We start from the raw sequence: 20,468 nt of genomic DNA, 5'->3' as shown, positions 1-20,468 counted from the left end.
TTCCGTGACGGCGAACACGACCGTGCCGCCTTGCACCGGACGGCCATTGACGTCGCGCAGCGCGGCGCGCAGCGGCCGTTCGAGATCGGTGTCGGCGACGCCCTTCTGGTTCTGCGTGCTCGCATCGAGCGAGATCGCCACCGCGGCGTCGGGATCCTCGTTTGGCTGCTGTGCGTACGGATTGGCGAGCAGCTCGGCCAGGTCCTGGAAGTACCACAGCTCCGGCGGCATCGCGGTCGCGCCGCCGGCGAGCGCGCCGGCGATGAAGTAGCCGGCCTCGCCGCTCGCGGCGTTCTCGACGCGCCAGACCGCGCCGCGCCAGTGCTGCACGAGGACCGGATCGCGCGGGATGTCCACGCCGTAGCCGCGATCGAGCCAGCCGCGCACGGCGGCGACGACTTCGGCCGGCTGGTTCAGCGCAGCGGTGTCGGCGCCGGGCGCCAGATGCAGGATCGGCGTGCCGGCGGCGCGCGCCTGCGCCAGCCCGTTGTCGGCCGACACGCTGTCGACCGCCCACTGCTGCTCGAACACGGCGTGCTCGAGCACGCTGCCTTGCAGGGCCGACATTCGCGTCCAGTCCGCCTCGACACCGGCGTCCTCGCCCTGCGCCACCGGCTCGACCGGACGCAGGCCGGCGTCCAGCGCGACGCCCTGCCAGGCGAGCGCGTCGACGGTGCCGTCGATGCGGTCCACGCGATACTGGCTGGTCACCAGCAGCAGCGACGGAAACGGCCGCAGCGGCGTCACGCCGAGCAGGCGCGCCAGCGCCTCGTCCTCGGCGTTCCACGCGGCCAGGTAGCGCGCACCGAGATTGGCGAGCAGTTTCGCCGCCGGCGGTTCGCTGTCGCCCGGAAGCGACACGTCGTCGCCCTGTAGTGCCGGCGCCTCGCCCTGCACGTCGAACACCAGCGCGTCGTAGCCGCCGGCGATCAGTTGCTGGGCGTAGTCGACCTCGCCGCCGGGGCCGGCAAAGGTGACTTCCAGCCGCAGCGACGTGCCGGCGTCGACCGCCGCGGTGCCGTGCACCAGCGGCACGCCGTCGACACTGAGCACCACGCGCAGCTTGATCAGGTACGGCGGCGTCGAGCCGAGCCCGCCGTAGCCGTCGGCGATCGCGCCGTCGTCGATCGAGGCCGGCTCGTAGGACAGCGTGACGCGCCGGCCGCGCAAGGCCGACACCGGCACGTCGCGCTCGAGCGCCATCGCCGCGGTTTCCTCGCCGCCGGCGCGCACGCGTATCGAGACGCGTTGGCGCAGTTCGTCCGGCAACACCGCGAACTCGCCGGTGACGGCGCGGATCGGCACTGGCGGCCCGGCCGGCAGCACCTGCAACGCGGGCGCGGCGACGTCGTGCCGGCCGAGCTGCTCGTCGAGCGACTGTGGCGGCGGCAAGGTGTTGAGATATGCATTGACGCGCGCCTCGAGCTGCGCGAGCGGCGACACCGTCTGCGCTTCTTCCAGGTAGCCGTCGACCAGCGCGCCGACGTCGATCGAGGCCTGCGCGACGATTCCGCTCGCCGGTACCAGCACGTGCGGCTTGAGCGCCGGCAGCAGCGGAATCCAGGTCGCACCGGAGCGCTCCGCGCTGGTGCCGCGATAGGCCGAGAACGGTACGCGCGCGCTGACGAACACGTGCTCGATGCGATACGCGCCGACGCGGCCGCCCGCGATGACCGGCTCGTTCGCCACGCCGGCCACGGTCAACGCACGCCCCACTTCGTCGACGTGCACGCCGAGCGAAGCGGCGAGATCGGCCGCCGGCACCTCGACGACGCCGCGCACGTAGCGCGCCGGCGCGCCGGACGCGCGCAGCAGCGCGATCAGCAGGCTGGCCTGGTCGACGTCGTTGCCGGCCAGCGTGGCCAGCGTGCCGTCCGCGCCTTTCTGTGCGCCGGCATACCATTGCGTGCGCACCTGACTGCGCACGAAATCGAGAATGCGCGTGTAGTCGTAGCCGAGGCTCTGCGCCTTGCTCAGCACCGCCGTCGATTGCGGCGCCTCGTCGCTGCTGCCGAGGTCCTCCGCGACCGGTTCGACCTCGCGCGAGCGGTCGGCGTAGCTCGGCGCGATCGCCGGCGCGGTCGACGGCGCACGCGCCGGCAGATGCGGGCGATGCACCGGCAACGGATTCGCGCCGAACACGCGCACGGCACCGGCGCTTTGCTTCAGTCGTTCCGGCAGGTCACCGGGTCCGGCGGAGCCGGGCGGGCGGCCGCCGGCGAGCTGCGTCTGCAGCGTGGCGAGGTCGCGGTCGAGCGAGTCCATCATCGCCGTCAGCGCGGCGCGATGGCTTTCCCAGCGCTGCCGCGCCAGCGCCGGCAGCGATTTCGCGGCGATCTCCGCGCCGACCGCTTCGAGGCGCGCGTCGACCAGCAGGCGCTCCGCCTGCGCCGCGTCGATCGCCTGGCGCAACGCCGGCGTCGCGTTCGCCGCGGCGCCGCGGCGCGCGGCGTCCAATCCCTGCCCGACACGCGTCAGCGCGGTGACGTAACCGGCGAACGCGCCGTCGCCCGGCGCGACCTTGCGCGGCGAGGAGGGCGCGAGTTCGGACAATGCCTGCGCCACCGACGCGCGCGCGTCGACGCCGGCCAGCAGATCCGCCACCACCGGAGACACGCGCGGCATCGACGCCGGCTTCTGCGCGCTCAGCTTGGCCGCGGCCGGCCTGGACGCCTTCGGCTTCGCGGCGATGCCGCACGCACCGACCAGCGCCGCGGACAGCAACGCGACGCGCAGCACGCGCAAGGCGACCGAAGTCGAACGTCGAATCATCCCGCTCCCCCATTCACGCGTTCCTGCGCGAACGCACCGTGTCGGCGCTCGTCCGAGCGCTCGTGCAGCACGACGCGCACCCGGCCGTCCGAGCCGATGCTGCGCCACCAGGCGGCCAGTCGCGGCCGGTCGCCGACCACGCGCGCGAATCCGGCCAGCGAACGCATCACCGCGAAGGCATTGCGCGCCAGGTACGGCACGCGCGACAGCAGCGCCTCCGACGACGCGCCGACGCGCGAGCGCAGGTCGAAGCGGCGATCGAAGCCGTCGCAGAAGATCAGGTCGGCGGGCGCCTCGAAACCGTTCGCGAACAGCACGTCCGGATCGTAGGTGCAGCCGGCCCGCACGACCTCGATCGCCGCCGTGTCCAGCGTCGTCCAGATGCCGCCCTGGTCGGGCAGCCAGGCGAGCAGCAGCACGCGGTAGCGGCCGAGCGGCACGGCGGACGTGGCCAGCGAGGTCTGGTCGGTGATCTCCTCGTGCGCGGCCAGATCGACGTCGAACGACTGCTCGGCCAGCACGTCCTCGCTCGCGGCCGGCCGCAACTCGACACGAATCGGCTGCGCGGCCAGTGCCGTGTCGCCGACGTTGCCGAGCGTGTACGGCACCGCCAGCGGCCGGCCGCGCTCGACCGGCGAGGCGAGCGCACCGAGCGTGCCGACGATCGCGCCGGGCGCCGCCGGCTGGTAGGTCACCGACAGGCTCGCGGCCGGGCCGACGTTGCCGACGCGGTCGGTCGCCTGCGCCTGGATCGCGTTGACACCCGGCTGCAGCGGTACGTCGGGCACGGTGAAGATGCCGTCGTCGCCGGCGACGACGTCGACGCTGAAGCCGCCGACGGTCAGATGCACCGTCGCGCGCGCTTCGGTGCTGCCGCTGACTTCGACGCTCGGCTGCGTCAGCACGGCGCCGTCGGCCGGCGCGGTGAAGACCACGGTCGGCGCATCGAAGTCGAGCGTGAAGTGCACGCCGGCTTCGCTGGTGTTGTCGGCCGCGTCGACGGCAGTCACGCTCAATGTGTAGTCGCCGCTCGCCGTCACCGATGTGCCGGAGACGAACGGCTGGCCGTTCAGGCGGATGTCGCTGCTGCGTGGATGCGCGTCGACGATCTCGATCGTCGGCGTCACCGCGTGCGCGAGCAGGTCGCCGTCGGCGACGCCGCCGATGGTGATGCGCGGCGGCGTGGAGTCGACCACGAAGGCGATCGGATCGAGGTGACCCTGGTTGCCGGCGCCGTCGTCGGCGCGCGCCGACCAGGTATGGTCGCCGTCGGCGAGCGCCTGCGCAGCACTGGCGTAGTTCGGCGGTGCGCCCGCGGCGAGTTCCAGCCAGTCGCCGCCGTCGATGTTCGCCTCGACGCGGGTAACGCCGCTCAGCGCATCGCTCGCCGTCGCCTGCAGCGCGACCGGGCTGCGCACGATCGCGCCGGCCGTCGGCGCCACCGCGGCGATCTGCGGCGGCGCGCGGTCGACCAGCGCGACGGTCTTGGCGTCGAGCAGCGTGAAGCTGCCGCCGTCGCCGAGCTCGAGCTTGAGCGACAACGTGCCGAGCGCCCAGCCGGACGTGGCGAAGTCGAACGACGTCTCGTAGACCTCGTTCGCCGCGAAGACGTGGCTGAACTCCTGCTGCGCCAGCGGCTGCTGCGTCGCCGACAGCACGCTGACGCGCAACGCCTGCGCCGGCAGCGGTGCGGCGTTCGGATTGGTCACGCGCACGCCGAGCCGCAGCGTGTCGCCGGCGGCGACTTCCGCTCCCGGCGGTTGCAGCGTACCGGTCACCGCGGCGGTCTGCCCGGCCTGGTAGCGCACGTGGACCGAGACCGTCGGGCTCGCGTTGGTGGCGGCGTCGACGGCCTGTGCGCTGATCGCGTTGTCGCCCTCGACCAGCGGCACCGCGGCGAATCGCGCGATGCCGGCCGCGTCGGCGACCAGCTCGGCGTGGTAGCTGCCGCTGCCGAGCAGCACGCGCGCCGCCGCCTCGCTCTGCACGGTCACCTCGACGCTGCTCTCGACGACGACGGTGCCGTCGGCCGGCGCGCCGATCGCGATCGGCGGCGCGGTGCGGTCGATGGTGAAGCGGACCATGCGCGCGCTGCCGTTGCCGGCGGCGTCGACGGCGCGCGCGGTGAGCACGTAGACGCCGTCCTGCTCCAGCGTGCTGCCGGAGACGAATGGCTGGCTGCCCAGCACCGTCTCGCTGGAGGCGAGATGGTCGTCGCTGATCGTCACCAGCGGCGTGACCGGATGGTTGGCCAGTTCGCCGTCGGCGACGCCGGCGATGTCGATGCGCGGCGGCGTGGCGTCGACGACGAACGGCAGCTCGCCGGTCTGCGCCGGATTGCCCCAGCTGTCGCGGGCGCGCACGGCGAGGCGGTGCGCGCCGTCGCCGAGGCCGACCAGGCCGCGGCCCCAGGTGCCGTCGGCACGCAGCGCGAGCGGCTGGAAGTTGCCGCCGTCGACGCTCACTTCCGCACCCGCGACGGCCGAGTGGCTGTCCAGGATCACCGCGGCGAGCGGCACCACGGCCGGCTGCACGACGCTCGCATCGGGTTGCAGCACGCGGATGTCGGGCGGCAGGCCGTCGACCACCGCGAAGCCGGCCTGCGCCAGCGGTCGCCAGGTGCCGGCCGCATCGCCGGCGACGTGCGCATCGAGCACGGCGGCGTAGCTGCCGAGGGCGAGCGGCGACGCGGCGAGATCGAGCACGCCGTCCGCGCCCTGTCCCGCCGCCAGATCGACCGTATCGGTGCGCTGCGCCAGCGCGGGCTGCGCGGGCGCGCTGCTCACGCGCAGGCGCAGCTGGGCGCCGGCGAGCGCGAGCGTGCCGACGTTGCCGGCGTGATAGCGGATCTGCATCGGACGTCCGGCGACGAACGGCGTACCCGGATCGAACGCGAGCGTGCCGGCAAGCGCGGCCGTCTCGCCCGGCGCCTGCACGAGGAGGTCGGCGCCGGCGAGCTGGTCGAGCGCGCCGCCGACCAGGTGCACCTCGGCGCGATACGGCCCCGGCGCGGCGGCGCCGGGCCAGGTCACGGTCCGATGCAGCGCGTAGCCGGGCAGCAGCGTGCCGAGTGCCTGCTCGGCGTTCCACACCACGCCGCCGCTGCCGTTGCGGATCGTCCAGCGCAGCTGCGCGCCCTGCATCGGCGCGTTGCCCGCGAGGAAGACGAGGTCGGTGGCGAGCGCGATCGCCTGGTTCGGCGAGGCGCTGGAGCGGTCGGGCTGCAGGCGCAGGTCGAACGTGCGCGACGCCTCGATCGCGAACGGCGCGGCGGCGCTGGCGACCAGCGCGCCGGTGCGATCGCGCAGTTCGGCGCGCAGGCGGTAGTCGCCGGCGAACGCATCGGGAATCCAGCGCACCGAGGTGTGCCACGCGGCGCCGAAGCCGAGTGCGTCGAGCGGGGTCGAACCCAGGTTCTTCACCAGGACGCCGCCGGCGTCGATCACCGCGACGTCGACGCGGCCGGAGAACGGCGCACCCGGATTGACGACGTCGACGTCCCCGCGCATTTCCTCGCCCGGCGCGTACACGCCGCGCGAGACGCCGGCGGTGATCGCCGGCAGGTCGCCGGCGATCAGCTGCAAGGTCGCGCTGGCGACGTTGTTGCTGCGGTCGGCGTCGTCGATCGCGTTCTGCGGATCGACCGCCACGCGCAGGCGGTAGGCGCCGGCCTGTGCCAGCGTGCCGAAATCGAGGCTGAGGCTCTGCGCCTCGCCGGGCGCCAGCGCGTGCAGCGGCGTCACCGGCTGCGGGTGCGTCAGGCCGCCGTCGGGCGCGGTGAGATCGAACTGCACCAGCGTGGCCGCAGCCGCCGCACCGCCGCGGTTGCGCAGCGTGACCACCGCGCCGAAGCGTCCGCCCGGTGCGCCGGTGGCGGGAGCGAACAGGATGTCCGTCGCGCTGACCGCGAGGTCGGCCACCGATGTCGCCGGTCGGTCGAGCTCGATCGGCAGCGAGGACAGGCTGACGTTGCCGGAGGCGTCGGCCGCCGTCGCGTCGATCAGGTTGGCGCCGGGCAAGAGCGGCAGCGCATCGCTGCAGAACCAGCCGGCGGGCTGCTGGGTGTAGCCGCTGTGCGAATCGAGCAGCAGCAGGCGGCCGGCCGGCGTCCAGGTCAGGTCCGCGCCACCGTCCTGCGCCACCGGATCGGTGCGTTCGAGGTCGTAGCCGCCGTCGGCGCGCCGCGCGTGGATTTCGACGGCGGCCCCGGTGGCGTCGGACCACGTCAGCAACGCGAAACCTTGTCCGTCCGGACGCCAGGCGATCGCCTCGATCGGCGCATCGGCTTCCAGCGCGTCGCTGGACGTGCCGCGGCGCACGTCGTAGAGGCGCACGTGCAGGCCGCCATCCGATTCGCTCGAGAAGGCCACGGAGGTTCCGTCCGGCGACCACACCGGACGCGCGAGCGCGTCGTCGGCCACCACGGCGACCTGCCGCGTGGCGAGATCGATCACGCTGACCTGCGAGGAGTCGATGCGCACCAGCGCCTTGCCGCCGGCGGGCGAGAAGCGCAGCGCGCGCATGTCGATCCCGTAGGCGTCCCACGTGCCGAGGCGCCGCGTCGTCGCCGCGGCGCGGTCGTACAGCCACAGGCCCGATACGAGGCCGTTGCCGTCGCCGGCGTCGTAGTCGCCGGCGACGAGCAAGGCGGATTCGTCCGCGTTCACCGCCAGCGCCGCGATCGACGCGAACGGGTGCTCGACCGTGACGACCTGGCCGGTCGTCAGGTCGCGGCGGATTACGGCGCGGCCGTTGCTTCCCGCGGTGTAGAGCGCGCTGCCGTTCACGTTCCAGGCGGCGACGTCGTCGTTGCGGTCGAGCGCCAGCAGCTCGCTGCCGTTCGCGCTGTCGAGCAGCGAGGCGCCCTGGTAGTCGGCGGCGAACAGGCTCGAACCGTCCGGCGACGGCAGCGGCACGCGGTCGTAGTAGGAGCGCTCGAAGACGTAGGTCGCGAGCTGCGTGTCGAGCGCCGCGGTCGCGCCGCCGACTTCCAGTCCGCCGAGCGCGAGGGTGACGGCGGCGCCGGGCTCGGCGTAGCCGCACACCGACGTCGAGGACAGGCGCATCGTCAGCGGCACGTCCGGCACGGTCGGGAAGGTGAGCTGCGGCGGCTCCGGCGCCGTGCGATCGCGCGGCACGCCGTCGGCGGGCGCGCTCTGGCCGCTGGCGTTGCCGAGCGCGTCGATCGACTCGACGGTGTAGTAGTAGCGCGTGCCGTTGAGCAGCGGCTCGTCGCGATAGGCGAGTTCCTCCACCTCGTCGACGACCTCGTACGGCCCGCCTTGGGCCGTCGCGCGCCGCAGCACGAAGTGGTCCGGCGCGGTGCCGCTGCCGGCCTCCCAGGTGAGCTCGAGCGCGCCGCCCTCGGCCGGCGCGGTGACGGCGAGGATGCGCGGCGCCTCCGGCAGGGTCTGCGTCACGTTCAGCGTCACCTCGTTCGACGCCTCGCTTTCGTTGTCGAAGCGGTCGTAGACGCGCACCGTGTAGACGTAGCTGCCGTTGGCGAGGCCGGCGTCGAGGTATTCGAGCGGATCGGCGGCGAGGATCTCGGCGAGCCATTCGCCGTCGCGGAACACCACGTAGCGCGCGGCGTCCGGCGAGGCGCTCGCGGTCCACGACAGGTGCGCGTCGGCGCCGTCCATCGTGCCGCTCAGCACCACCGGCGCGGGCGCCTCGGCGTCGCCGACGTCGACGCCGGCCGGATCGCTCTGCGCGCTCTCGAAGCCGAGCGCGTTCACCGCGCTGACGCGATAGGAATGGCGGCCGTCGATGACGTCCTCGGCGAGCGTCGTGCCCGGCTGCAGCGCGCGCTCGAGCACGCGCAGCTCGGCCAGCCCGGCGTCGTTGTAGGTTTCCGTTCCCTGGAGATTGCGCAGGACCAGCTTGAGCTGGTCGGTGCGGTAGGCGCGGGCGACGAGCAGCTCCTCGTCGAGCGGCGTATCGCCGTCGCGGCTGGCGATGCGCACCCAGGCGTGGCCCGACCAGGCGTACAGGTCGACGTGGCTGGCCGGCCGCGTCCAGGCGAGCTGGACGCCGGCGACGTAACGCACCTCGTCGAACGCGATCACCGCCGCCGGGTCCCGCTCCGGCTCCTGCGGCGACCACCACGAGTTGTTCCAGACCGTCGCCGGATCGCCGTCGACGAGGTTCCCGACGTCGCAGCAGCCGTCGGACGTGGCCGTTAGCGGGAAGCCGCCGGTCGCGTCGGGCGCCACGGCACGGCCGTCGCGGAACACGCGGTAGCCGATGACGTCCGGTTCGGGATTGGCGTTCCAGCTCGCCGTGACGCGGTGGTCGTCGACGCCGACCTGCAGGCCGGTCGGCGTGCTCGGCGCCGCGCCGCGGTCCATCCACACCTCGCCGGGCACACTGACGTTGCCGTCGTCGTCGGTGACGGTGGCGACCACGCGCGTGGTGCCCATGGCGAGCGCGAGCGTCGGCACGCTCAGCGTGCCGTCGGCGCCGGTCCGGCCGCGGTCGCTGTCGCTGCTGCCGCCCGGCGCTTCGACGTGCAGGCGCAGCGTGCCGGCGCGTCCCGAGCGGCCGGCCAGGTCGAACGCGGCGTCGGTCACCGGCGAATACGGCTGCTCCAGCGTGACCGTGAACACGTGCGCGAGCGCCTCGTTGCTCGGCAGCGACTCGTTGTTCGAAGCGTCCGTCGCGGTGACGTAGTAGACCGGATCGCTGCCGTCCGGATTGGCATCGACGTAGTCGGTGCCGGCCACGAGCGCGCTGTTGATGCGATAGAAGTAGCCGTTGTAGGTCTTGCGCCAGAGGTTGTAGCCCGCCGTGTCGGCGGCCGCGCTCGCGCTCCAGTGCAGGTGCACCTCGCGGCCCTGCGCGCGGGCCTGCAGGCTGCGCGGCGCGTCGGGCGCGGTCAGGTCGGCGTACTTCACGCGCACCACCGGCGGCGCGGGGTCGACGTGGCCGCTGGCGTCGGTCGCCACCGCGCGGATCTCGTAGTCGCCGAGCGGCAACGCGCCCGGCGTGAACGTCACCCGATACGGCGGCAGCGCGAACGGCTCGCCGAGCGCGGTCCAGGCGCTGTCGCCGACGCGGCGGTAGGCGAAGCGCACGTCGGTGATGTCGCGGTCCGCGCTGATCGCCAGCGCGACGATCGAGGTCTCGAACTGCGCGCCGTCCTGCGGCTGCGTGAAGGCGAGATGCGGCGGACCGTTGTCGATCAGCGGCAAGGAAGCCGGATCGGACGGGCCGCTGACGTTGCCGGCCTGGTCGATCGCCCTGACCACGTAGCTGTGCTGGCCGTCGGCGATGCGCTGGTCGAGATAGTGGGTGTCGACCAGCGCGAACGGGCGCAGGTCGCCGCTGCCGGCGTCGTCGGCGGCGTTCACCAGGCGGCCGTCGCGATACAGCAGGTAACCGAGCAGGTCCGCTTCGGCGTTCGGGTTCCAGTGCGCGTCGACGTCGACGCCGGCCAGCGCGACGACGAGCCCGGTCGGCGGCGCCGGCGGTCCGTTGTCGACCGTCACCTCGATGTCGGCGACGGCGACGTTGCCGCGCAGGTCCTCGCCTTCCAGGCGCACGCGCACGCGCGTCTCGTCGGCGAGCGAGCGGGTGTCCCAGGTGCCGAGCGTCTGCACCTGCTGCGCGAGCGGCGAACGGCGGATCTCCTGCGCCGGCCCCGGCGGCGCCAGCGGCACCACGCTGAGGCGATATTCCTTGAAGTCGTCGCGGCTGTAGGCGGTGCCGACGACGTCGACGCGGCCGCCGAGGCGCGCGCCGGCGAGCGGCGCGAGCAGCGAGACGGTCGGCGGCGTGTGGTCGATCAGCACCTCGACGCTGTTGCTCGGCGCGCTCTCGTTGCCGGCACGGTCGATCGCGCGCACGAAGTAGACGTGGCGACCTTCCGGCACGTCCTGGTCGCGATAGCTCGCCGGCACGTTCGGCTCGGCGTTGAGGCGCGAACCGTCCCGATACACGACGTAGCCGGCGAGATCCGGCGCGCTCACCGCGGTCCATTGCAGCAGGCTGTGGCGGTTGTTCTCGAGCTGCACGACGAGCGCGAGCGGCGCCGGCGGCGGCGCGGTGTCCAGATGGATGCGCGCCTGCGCGGTCGCGCTCAGCGCGACGGCGTCGGTCGCCGTCAGGCGCAGCACGTAGTCGCCGTCCGGCTGCACCAGATCGAGGTGCGCGAGCGCGGCGTCGACCACCGCCTTGTCGCCGCGCACCAGTTCCGACCACTGGTTGGCCTGCGCCTGCGCCGGCGTGGCGATGGCGAGGCCGTAGGCGGCGAAATGTGCATCGCTGGCGGTGCCGAGGACGTCGACGCCGCGCTGCACGAATCCGTCGTCGGCCGGCGCGGTGATCCGCGCGACAGGCGGCGTGGTGTCGATCTCGAGCGCGACGACCGCCTCGCCCGCGTTGCCGGCGCGATCGACACCGCGCAGGCGCAGGCGGTAGCGACCGTCGGGCAGATTCGGCGTCCAGGCGGCGAGGTCGCCGTCGGCCACCGGTTCGGTGCCGCTGGCGACGTCCGTCCACGTCTCCGAATCGGCCGGTGCCACCGCCAGCGTGTAACGCGCCAGGTGCGCGTCGGTGACGTGACCGCGCACCGTCGTCGCGCGGCCGCCGCGCAGCACCGCACCGTCGATCGGCGCGCTCAGCGCCACCTCCGGCGGCGTGCGGTCGAGCGTGAAGGACTGGTCCTTCTGCGCCAGATTGCCGGCGCGATCGGTGGCCTCGACGCGCACGGTGTAGTCGCCTTCCGCAGCGTCGGCGAGATCGGTCAGGTAGATCGTGCCGCCTTGCGCGCCTTCCACGGCGGCGATGCTCTGCCCGCCCGCACCGAGCAGCGCGACGCGGTAGTGCTGCAGGTTGCGGTCGCTCACGTTCGCGACCACCGCCGCGGACGCGCCGACCACGGCCTCCGTCGGACTGTCGACGACGATCGCCGGCGCGAGGGTGTCGATCTCGACCGGCAGGTCGGCGGTCTCGGCATAGGCGAGATCGTCGGCGTTGCGCGCCGTCAGGCGCACCGTGTAGACGCCGTCGGCGAGCGGCGTGCCGCCGTTGCCGCGGCCGTCCCAGGCGGTGCCGGCGCTGCCGGACGCGAGCGGTTCGTCGTGACGCAGCGCGCGCACGGCGACGCCGCCTGCGTTGAGCACGTCGAGATCGACGCGCGAGGCGTGCAGCAGGGTCGTGGCAATGCGCGTCGCGTCGAGACGACCGTCGCCATTCGGCGAGAACAGATCCGGCTGCACGGCGGCCGAGAAGATCAGCACGGTCGGATCGCCGAGCACGAACGGCCGGTCGAATCGGGCCTCGTTGCCGAGCGCATCGACCGCGACGAGATGCAACGTCGCGGGACCGGAGGCGCCGCTGCGCGAGAAGTTGCCGAGCGCACCGCCGTCCGCCACTGGATACGCACCGTCGGAGATGTCCTGGCGCAGCGGCGGCTGCCCGGCGTCGATACTCAGCTTCCACTGTTCGAGGTGCGGATCGAGTACGCGACCGCTGACGCCGACCGCCGGAGCCTGCACCAGCTCCGCCGCGGCGGGGCGGGCGATGTCGAGGTCCGGCGGCGTGGCGTCGACCTCGACGAAATAGGTCAGCCGCTTGGGCGTGCCGCAGTGATCCTGCGCCTCGACGACGAGGGCGTAGACGCCGTCGGCGAGCATGTTGCCGCCGCCGTCACGGCCGTCCCAGACGACGTCGAAGTCGCCATGGACCTCTTCCTGATCCTGGAACGTGCGCAACGCGTCGTCGGTGGCGATCCAGACGCCCTGCCGCTGCTGCGCATGCGCGAGATGCGAACTGACGGTCAGTGTTTCCTGCGCCTTGAGGTAGAGATGCGCCTCGCGGAACTCCGACTTGCCCGTGCTGCTGAACGCGAGCCAGCCCGGCGGTTGCGCCGGCAGGCGCGGCGTGGGCGTGCGGCGCTCGACCAGTTCGACGGCGGCATCCACCTGCACCGTGTTGGCCGAGCAGACGGTGGCACCGGACCAGTTCACGGCCTTCAGGCGCAACGTGACCTGCTCGTCCGGATCGGTCGGCAGCCGGCTGATGAACATCAGCGGGCCGAACCAGTTCTTCTTCCCCGGCGTGTACGGCTTGTCGAGCGAGCTGCATTTGTCGTTCAGGATCGACTCGTTCTTCTCGAGGATGTCGACATCCCAGTAGCAGTCGCTCCGACCAGCGGCGCTGGCCAGCTCGATTTCGAACTTGTAGCCGACTCCGTTCTTGCCCGAAGCGCGTCCCTCCGTGACGATGCCGAGACGACCCTGGCCGTCGCGAACCGGACACACGCGCGTGCCCGGCGCGGGCACGTCGAGCTGGGCCACCGGTGCGGTGTGCAGCACCTGCACGTCGGTCTCCGTCATCGCGACGTAGCCGTCGCCGTAGTCGCCTTCCGCACGGACGGTCACGGTGCCTTCCGGCACGCCGCTGGTGTCGAACACCGTCGATTGGGCGCCGGCGGAGGTGAATTCGGCCAGGTTGCGCCAGTCGCCGCCGACCGGATCCTGATAGGACAGGCGCGCACGCCGGAACTGTTCGCCACCGGTGATGCCGAGATCGAGCTGGATGCGGTTGGTGGGCGTGGCATCGCAGGTCTCGTGACCGAGCACGTAGGCCTTGATTTCGGCCCTGGGGTTGTTTTCGCCCTCTCCGCCCGGACCGGAACTCCCCCCGCAGGACACCGCGACCGAGCCGGGCGGCGAGCGATAGAGCCGGCCGTCGCTGCCTATCGCATCGACGTAGGCGTCGGCGCTTTCCGGAGAGGTGCTGTAGTTGGGAATGAAGAATCGGATCTCGCCGTCTTTCGGCTGCGCATTGCCGAACACGCGCGTATTGCCTTGGAACGTGACGTTCAGGTGCGCATCGGTCATCACTCCCGGCACGTACTCGTAGGCGACGGCGTAGCAGCCGAAGGAACTCCTCGGATAGTCGAGATTCGTCGGCGCGTCGATTCCGACCACCCGGATCGGAATCGCGAACGAGGTGATCGAATAGCCGTCCGCACGCACGCCGCGCACGCGGACCCACAGCAGTGTCTGTCCCGGCACTCCGGCCAAGCCGAGCGGCAGGTTGAACACGCGGCCGTCGGCGCCAGCGATGCACGCGGTACTCACGCAGTGATATTCCGCAGGCCGCTGCAGACGCGTCACCCAACCGCTGGTCGGCGCCGAAAGGTCGCCCGCTCCACGCGGCGCGGTCTCGACGACGAGATGATCGAGCCCACCGACCGCATCGGCCACCAGGATGCGATCGGTTCCCTCCTGACCGACGATCACCTCGCTCGTGCCGTCGCCGGGGTTTCCGTCGCGAGGGCCGCCGAGATAGGGGTCCAGGAGCGGCGCATCGGCTTCCGTGATGAAACCGAACGGAATCAGCTGGTCGGTCGCCTGGCCGGCGAATTCCGCGTGTGCATTGCCGGCGCGGTCGATGGCGACGGCGCGGAATTGGCGCCCGGTGTAGGTGGCCAGCCCGAACGGCAACTCCGAGGGCTTCTTCCGATCCAGGTCTTCGGGCAGTTCCAGGTATTCCGGCGGCACCTCGCCCGGCGTTCCGCTCCGCCAGTCCGCTCCGCCCGCGCTCGCGCTGTCGACTTGGATCGAGCTCAGATTGCGATCCGCTGCGCGGTAGCGGATCCCGGTCTTGATCTGCGGCAGTAGGGCACCCGGCGGCTGTTCGACGACCACCGGAATGAACTCGGTCGACAGCTCCGGCAACTTCGTGTCCACCGTCAGCCACAGACCGAACCCCTCGACCTCGAAGTGGTAGCGCCCGTCCGGCACCACCTCGCCCTGGTCGTCGCGGCCGTCCCAGCGGAATTCGTGCGCGCCGAGCTCGGTGGCGCCGTAGGTCTGGCTGACGTGGCGGACGACGGCGCCGTTCTCGTCGCGGATCTCGAACGCCAGCGACACCGGCTCGCGCACGACGAACGTTCCCACCGCCTGGTCCTGTACGCCGTCGCCGTTCGGCGAGAAGTAGCGCGGCTCCACCTGCAGCGACTCGATCGGCGAGCTGTCCTCCGACGACGCCGTCGCGCTCGCGGTAGTGACGTTGCCGGCCAGATCCGTCAGCGTCAGGCGCACGAGGTAGTTGCCGGGCTGCGGCGGCACCCAGGTCAGGAATTCCTCGAGGAACACCTGGTCGTGCGACGGCGGCGTGACCACGTGCCAGGTGCCGGGCGCGTCGGCGTCGGTCCAGTCGATGCGGTAGGTCGAGAAATTGCGATCGGTGGCGTTGCCGAACAGCTGGATGCCGCGGCCGAGCGGCGTGAGGCGCAGCACCGCCGGTTCGTTGAGCAGCGAGGAGAACACGCGGTCGAACGACGTGTCGTGGCTGTCGGGATTGCCGATCGCCAGGTGCGTCTCGTCCGGCCAGACGTCGACCACACTGGTCGCGAAGGCCCACGGCCCCGGCTTCAGCCCGCTCGCCAGCGTCTCGATGCGCTGGTCGGCGCGGATGCGCGCGCCGTCGGCGAGCATCCATCTCGGCCAGGCGGCCGGCAGGGTCTGCGCGCACTCGACCAGCGGATAGACGCGCTGATCGGACGGATACACCAATGGCGTCAGCGTGGCCGCGGCGAGGCGCTCGCGCAGCGGCGCGCCGAGCGTCGTGGACTGGTAGTCGACGATGCCGGGCTGCGCGTAGATGCGCACGCCGCTGTAGGTCGACACGTAGGCGATGGACTCCTGCGTGCCGAAATAGACCCGGTCGCCCGCCGGATCGTAGAAATTGCGCTGCGTGCTCGCACGCGCCCAGTTCGAGGGATCGCCGCAGGTGCTGTAGCCGCTGCCGGCCGCCTCGCGGAAGGTCTGCGCGATGTGGACGAGCGAGGACGGCTCTTCCGCGCCGGCTTGCGCATCGCCACCAGCCGGAGCGAACGATTCGCCGCCGTTGCCGTTGAAGTCGATGACGTAGTCGCCGCGCCGCTCGATCGGCAGGATCGCGCTTTCGCCGAGCGCGCGGCCGTCGAGGTCGTAGCGCAAGATGCGGCCGCTGGAGGAATCGCCGATCAGCAGCTGGCCCTCGATCTCCAGCCACGCCATTTGCAGGCGGTCGATGGTCTGGCTCTGGGACTCGTAGTCGATCGTGTAGGCGTCGATGCCGTAGACCTCGCGCCGGCTGCCGTCGGTGACGCGGATCAGCGAGACCCGTTCGCGGCCGTCGACGGTGCGGTGTTCGGCGAGATGACGGCCGTCGGGCGAGACGGCATAGCCGGTGCCGTAGTAGTCCGGATCGCCGATCTGCACCGGCGCGCCGCCGTCGCGCGGCACGAAATGCGACACGACCTTGTTCCAGTTGCCGCCCAGCACGCCTTCCGGCGTCACCCGCACGAGGGCGTCGCCGGGATGCGGGAGCGGCCGCGTCGCCCGCGTGCGCAGGTTCACCGCCGTGATGTCGTAGCGGTAGTCGCCGACGAGCGCTTCCTCCTCGTCGAAGAACCACACGCCCATCGTGTCGTAGCCGATCGGCACGTCGTCGGCGAGCAATTGCACCGCGTCGGTCTGGTCGATGCGGGTCCGGTAGACGCTGCCGATGTGCCGGTCCGTGCGCATCACGAACACCACGGTCGCACCGTCGGGCGCGATGCCCGCACCGGCCACGCCGGGCCACTGCGAGGAGCCGTGCGCGGCGACGAACTGGGCCACCCAGCGTGGCGTGACGATCGGCTGCAGCTGCGGCAGCAGGACGTCGCTGCGATAGAGTCCGGCCGGGTTCTGCATCGTGCCGTTCTTGCCGATGCCGATCACCACGTTGCCGAAGCCGCCTTCGCGCGGCACGCGCTGCCAACCTTCGACGCTCGACGGCAGGCGCGCCATCACTTCGTAGCGCGTGTGCACCGCTTCCAGCGGCGAGGAGCGGTTCAGATCGACGGTGACCAGCACCTCGCCGAACTCGCGTCCCGCCGCGTCGCGCACGACCAGCCGGTAGTCGCCGTCGGGCACGATGCGCTGCTGGTCGTCGCGGCCGTCCCACAGCACCTGGACGCGGCCGTCGTCGCGCCGCGAGACGGCGCCGAAGCGGCGCACGACGCGCGGCACGCCGTTGCGCACGTCGACGCTCACCTCGTCGGTGCCGGACGGAATCCGGAACACCACCGCCGCGGCATCGCGCACGCCGTCGCCGTCGGGCGAGATGTAGCGCTCACTGGTGTAGAAATCGCCATCCTGCACGTCGAACGGCAGCGCCGCGCTGTCGTTGGCCGGATTGGCGTCGGGCGCATCGCCGCCCGAGGTCGCCACCACGGTGACCTGGCGCGCGTCGGCACCGAGGGTCCAGTTCCACGCGACCTGCGCGCTGGCGCCGGCCTCCAGCACGGCGAGATGCTGCGCCGGCGCGATCTCGGTACCAGTGCCGGCGGCGCCTTCGTAGAAGCGCACGTCGACGTCCCGCGCCGGCTGCCCGCCGAGGTTGTGCACCTGCACCGTCGCGCGCACCGGTTCGCCCGGCACCGGCAGCGAGGGCGAGAGCGCGATGTCGGCGACGGTCACCGCGACGTCGGGCAGCGGCAGCACGCGCAGCAGCGCGACGGCGGTGTTGTTGCTCTCGTCGTCCTCGGCCACCTGCGCGTCGGCGTCGACGACGGCGTAGAAATGCTCGTCGCCACTGCCCGGCGTGGAGGCGACGGGGATCGCCACCGTGGTTTCGGCGCCGGCGGCGAGATCGGTCACCACGGTCTTGGCGAGCGGCGCGCCGCCGAGCGCCGGATCGCGCGCGAACAGCGCCACGCTGAACGGACCGGACGCGGCGTTGCCGAGGTTGCGCACGCGCAGGCTCGCGGTCATCGGCGAGCCTTCGAGCGCCGGCGACGGCAGGAAGGCGAGGCTGTCGTCGGCGATGGCTAGGTCGGTGCTCGCGGTCAGCCGCACTTCGAAATCGTGTGAGGCGTGGTTGTTGCTCTCGTCGGCCTCGACGACGACGTTGGCCGGGTCGACGTCGACGCTCAGCGTCGCCGCGCCCGGCGCGGCCGGCCGCCAGGAGAGATCGCGCGTGATCGAGCCGCCGCCCGGAATCTGCACGCCGCCGTCGAACAGGGTGACGCGTGTGGCGCCCTGCACCACCTCGATGCGCAGCGGCGTCAGCGGCGTGTCCAGTGTGCCGAAGTTGCGCACGACGACGCGGATCGGCACGTCGTGGCCGACAGTGGCGGGCCCGACCGTGAGATCGGCGTCGGCGACCGCCGGGTCGATCGACGCCTGCGCGCCGAGGGTCGCGTCGGCGCGGTTGTTGTCCTCGTTGGCCTCGGTCACCGTGCCGTCGGGATCGGCCACCACGGCCAGATGCACGGCGCCCGGCGCAGTCTGCGTGAAGGACAGTTCGAACGGAGCACTGGAACGGCCGGCGACGGCGATGGTCGCCTCGCCGAGCGGCGTGTCGCCGCTGCCGCGCACCGCGAGCAGGCGCAGCGTCGCGCCCGGCACCGCCGTCAGACCGAGGTTGTGCAGCGTGCCGCTCACACGGATCGTCGCCGGCAACGCGCCGATCACGGCCGGGTCGAAGCGGATCTCCGATGCGTCGAGCATCAGGTCGGCACGCGCGTCGGGCGGCGCCACGTCGACGGCGACGCTGGCGAAGTTGTCGTCCTCGCTGGTTTCGGTCACCACCGATCCGGTGTCGAGCGCGAGCCAGACGGTGCGCGCGCCAGCGAGGCCGGTGGTGTCCCAGCGCTGCGTCAGCGCGGTCTGCCCGTAGCCGGCGAGCGCGGGCACCGCGAGCGGGGCACCGATCGGGGTGCCGCCGGCGCGCGGATCGCCGAGGTACCACTGCGCGGTGGTCGCCGGAACCGAGCTGCGGCCGCTGTTGACGATCGTCGCGCCGAGCGCCACACGGTCGCCGTCGCGGGGCGCGGCCGGTGCGATCGACAAGCGGCCGGCCACGGCGAGGTTCGCCGATCCGTCGCGCGCGGTCGCCAGCGCCGCCAGCGCGGTGGTGTAGACGCTGCCGCCCCAGTCGCCGCGGAGCTGCTGCGCGGCGGCGACGAAAATGCGCGCGCCCTCGAGCGCCGAGCTGCCGAGCGCGGCGCGCTCGCCGGCGGCGAACACCTCCACCGTGTCGGCGACCGAGGCGGCCGCGCCGTCGCCGAACGATCCGTCGGTATGCTGGCGCAATGCCAGCCAGTTACCCGCGCGCTGCCGCGCGTCGGCGAAGGCCGCGCCGCCCGCGCCGAGCGCGTCGGCGACGCGCAAGGTCGCGAGCACGCGCGCGCGGCCGTCCGCGACGAAACCGAAGCCGCCGTCGGCGTCCTGCTGGCCGACCAGATACTGCAGCGCTTCCAGCGGCACGTCGCCGGTGCGCCCGGCGGCGACCAGGCCGCGCACGGCGACGGCGCTGTCCAGCGGCGTGGCCGGCCAGGCGTCGAGCAGGCCCCAGCCGCCCTCGCTACGCGCCGCGAGGAGTACCGGAAGGTCGGCGCCACCCTGTCCGGAGGACAGCCGCGCGCTGCGCTGCTCGACGTCGACCGCGGCGTGCGCGGCAAGCCAGGCCCGCGCCGCGGCGAGGCCGGGGAATTCCGGATGCAGCTCGGTCAACGCGGCGTAGGCGGCGACGGTGTCGCGCACGGCCGTGCCGGGACGGTCTTCCCAGTGGCCGTCGGCCTGTTGCGCCGCTTCCAGCCAGGCGACCGCCGCCGCGCGGCCCGGCGGCGTGCCGGTGGTGCCGCTGCCGTGCAGGATCTCCGGCAGGCCGGTCTGCGCGGTCGAGCGGTTTTCGGTCACCACGCGCAAAGTCGCGCGGCCATCGGTCATCTGCGCGAAGCGCTGCTGGAAGCGCGAGCGGAACTGCTCGATGCCGACGTAGGTTTCCGCCGACACCGTCTCGCCCGGCCGGCGCAGCAGGACCAGCGCGGCGCGGAACTCCTTCGGCGCATGCGCGGCGTCGGGCACGCGCGGCCCTTCCGCGGCGACGATCTGGTCGACGCTGACGGTCTCGAGCGTGCCGTGCGTCACGGCGCCCTGGCGCGGCAGGTCGACGGCGGCGCCTTCGCCGCCGCGGATCAGCCCGAACGGCGCCACTTCGCCGGCGCCGGCGAAGCCGGCGAGATACAGATCGAGCGGGCCGTAGCGGTGGCGGGTGTCGATCGCCTCGAAGGTACCGTCGCCGCGGTCCCTCCAGTCCGCGCCGTACATCACCGACGCGTCGGTATCGAGGAAGTAGCTCCAGTGCGCGTTTTCCTGGCCGAGCAGGTCGCCGCTGAGGGTGCCGTCGCCCTTCCTGTAGCGCACCGAGGCGACCCAGCGATGCATCAGCTCGTGCGCCGCCGTGTCCAGCAGCGCCTTGTACTCCGGCGCGTCCGGGGCGAACGAGTAGCGGCCGAGCGCCGCCATGTCGATGTAGCCCTGCAGCTTGCCGCTGGCGCTGCCGAACTGCGCCGAGTGGCTGTAGATCGGATTGCCGGTACCGGCGGTGTCGTTGGCGATGCCGTTGTAGAACGCCAGCGCCCCGCCGGTGGGGAACTCGAACGTGGTGAAGACGAACAGGAAGTCGTAGCGGTCCGGATGGGTGGCGTAGAACGCCTGCGCCACTTCCTGCCGCGGCGCAGTGCTGCCGCGCTCGTAGGCGCCGGCGAGCGACATCACGGTGAGATTGCCGCGGTCCTCGATCTCGCTGACGTGCGGCCAGCCACCCGCGTCGGACGGCTGCACGGCCTGGATGCAGTTCTCCCAGTCGAGCGCGCTGGCGCCGGTCGCCAGCGTCAACGACAGCGCGGCCGCCGCCAGTCCGGACAA

The 20,468-nt window shown here is 72.5% G+C and carries 2 protein-coding genes (1 of these 2 cut by a window edge); both read right to left on the bottom strand.

Features of this window, described 5'->3' with window-relative positions:
- Window positions 1-2,772 carry the 5' portion of an RHS repeat-associated core domain-containing protein gene (locus tag J7520_RS14860; RefSeq protein ID WP_291189646.1) on the bottom strand. It extends 8,109 nt beyond the left edge of the window, so only the first 2,772 of its 10,881 coding nucleotides appear in the window; it begins with the start codon at window positions 2,770-2,772; its stop codon lies beyond the left edge, outside the window.
- The gene (locus tag J7520_RS14855; protein WP_291189643.1) at window positions 2,769-20,468 is read right to left on the bottom strand and encodes a CARDB domain-containing protein; all 17,700 of its coding nucleotides are present in this window, start codon (window positions 20,466-20,468) and stop codon (window positions 2,769-2,771) included. Before J7520_RS14855 ends, J7520_RS14860 begins: the two co-directional genes overlap by 4 nt.

Source organism: Dokdonella sp. (assembly GCF_017744955.1).
In the GTDB taxonomy this organism is placed as follows: Bacteria; Pseudomonadota; Gammaproteobacteria; order Xanthomonadales; family Rhodanobacteraceae; genus Dokdonella_A.
The sequence above is the reverse complement of the archived record's forward strand: the minus strand, read 5'-3'. Positions and strand labels throughout refer to the sequence as shown.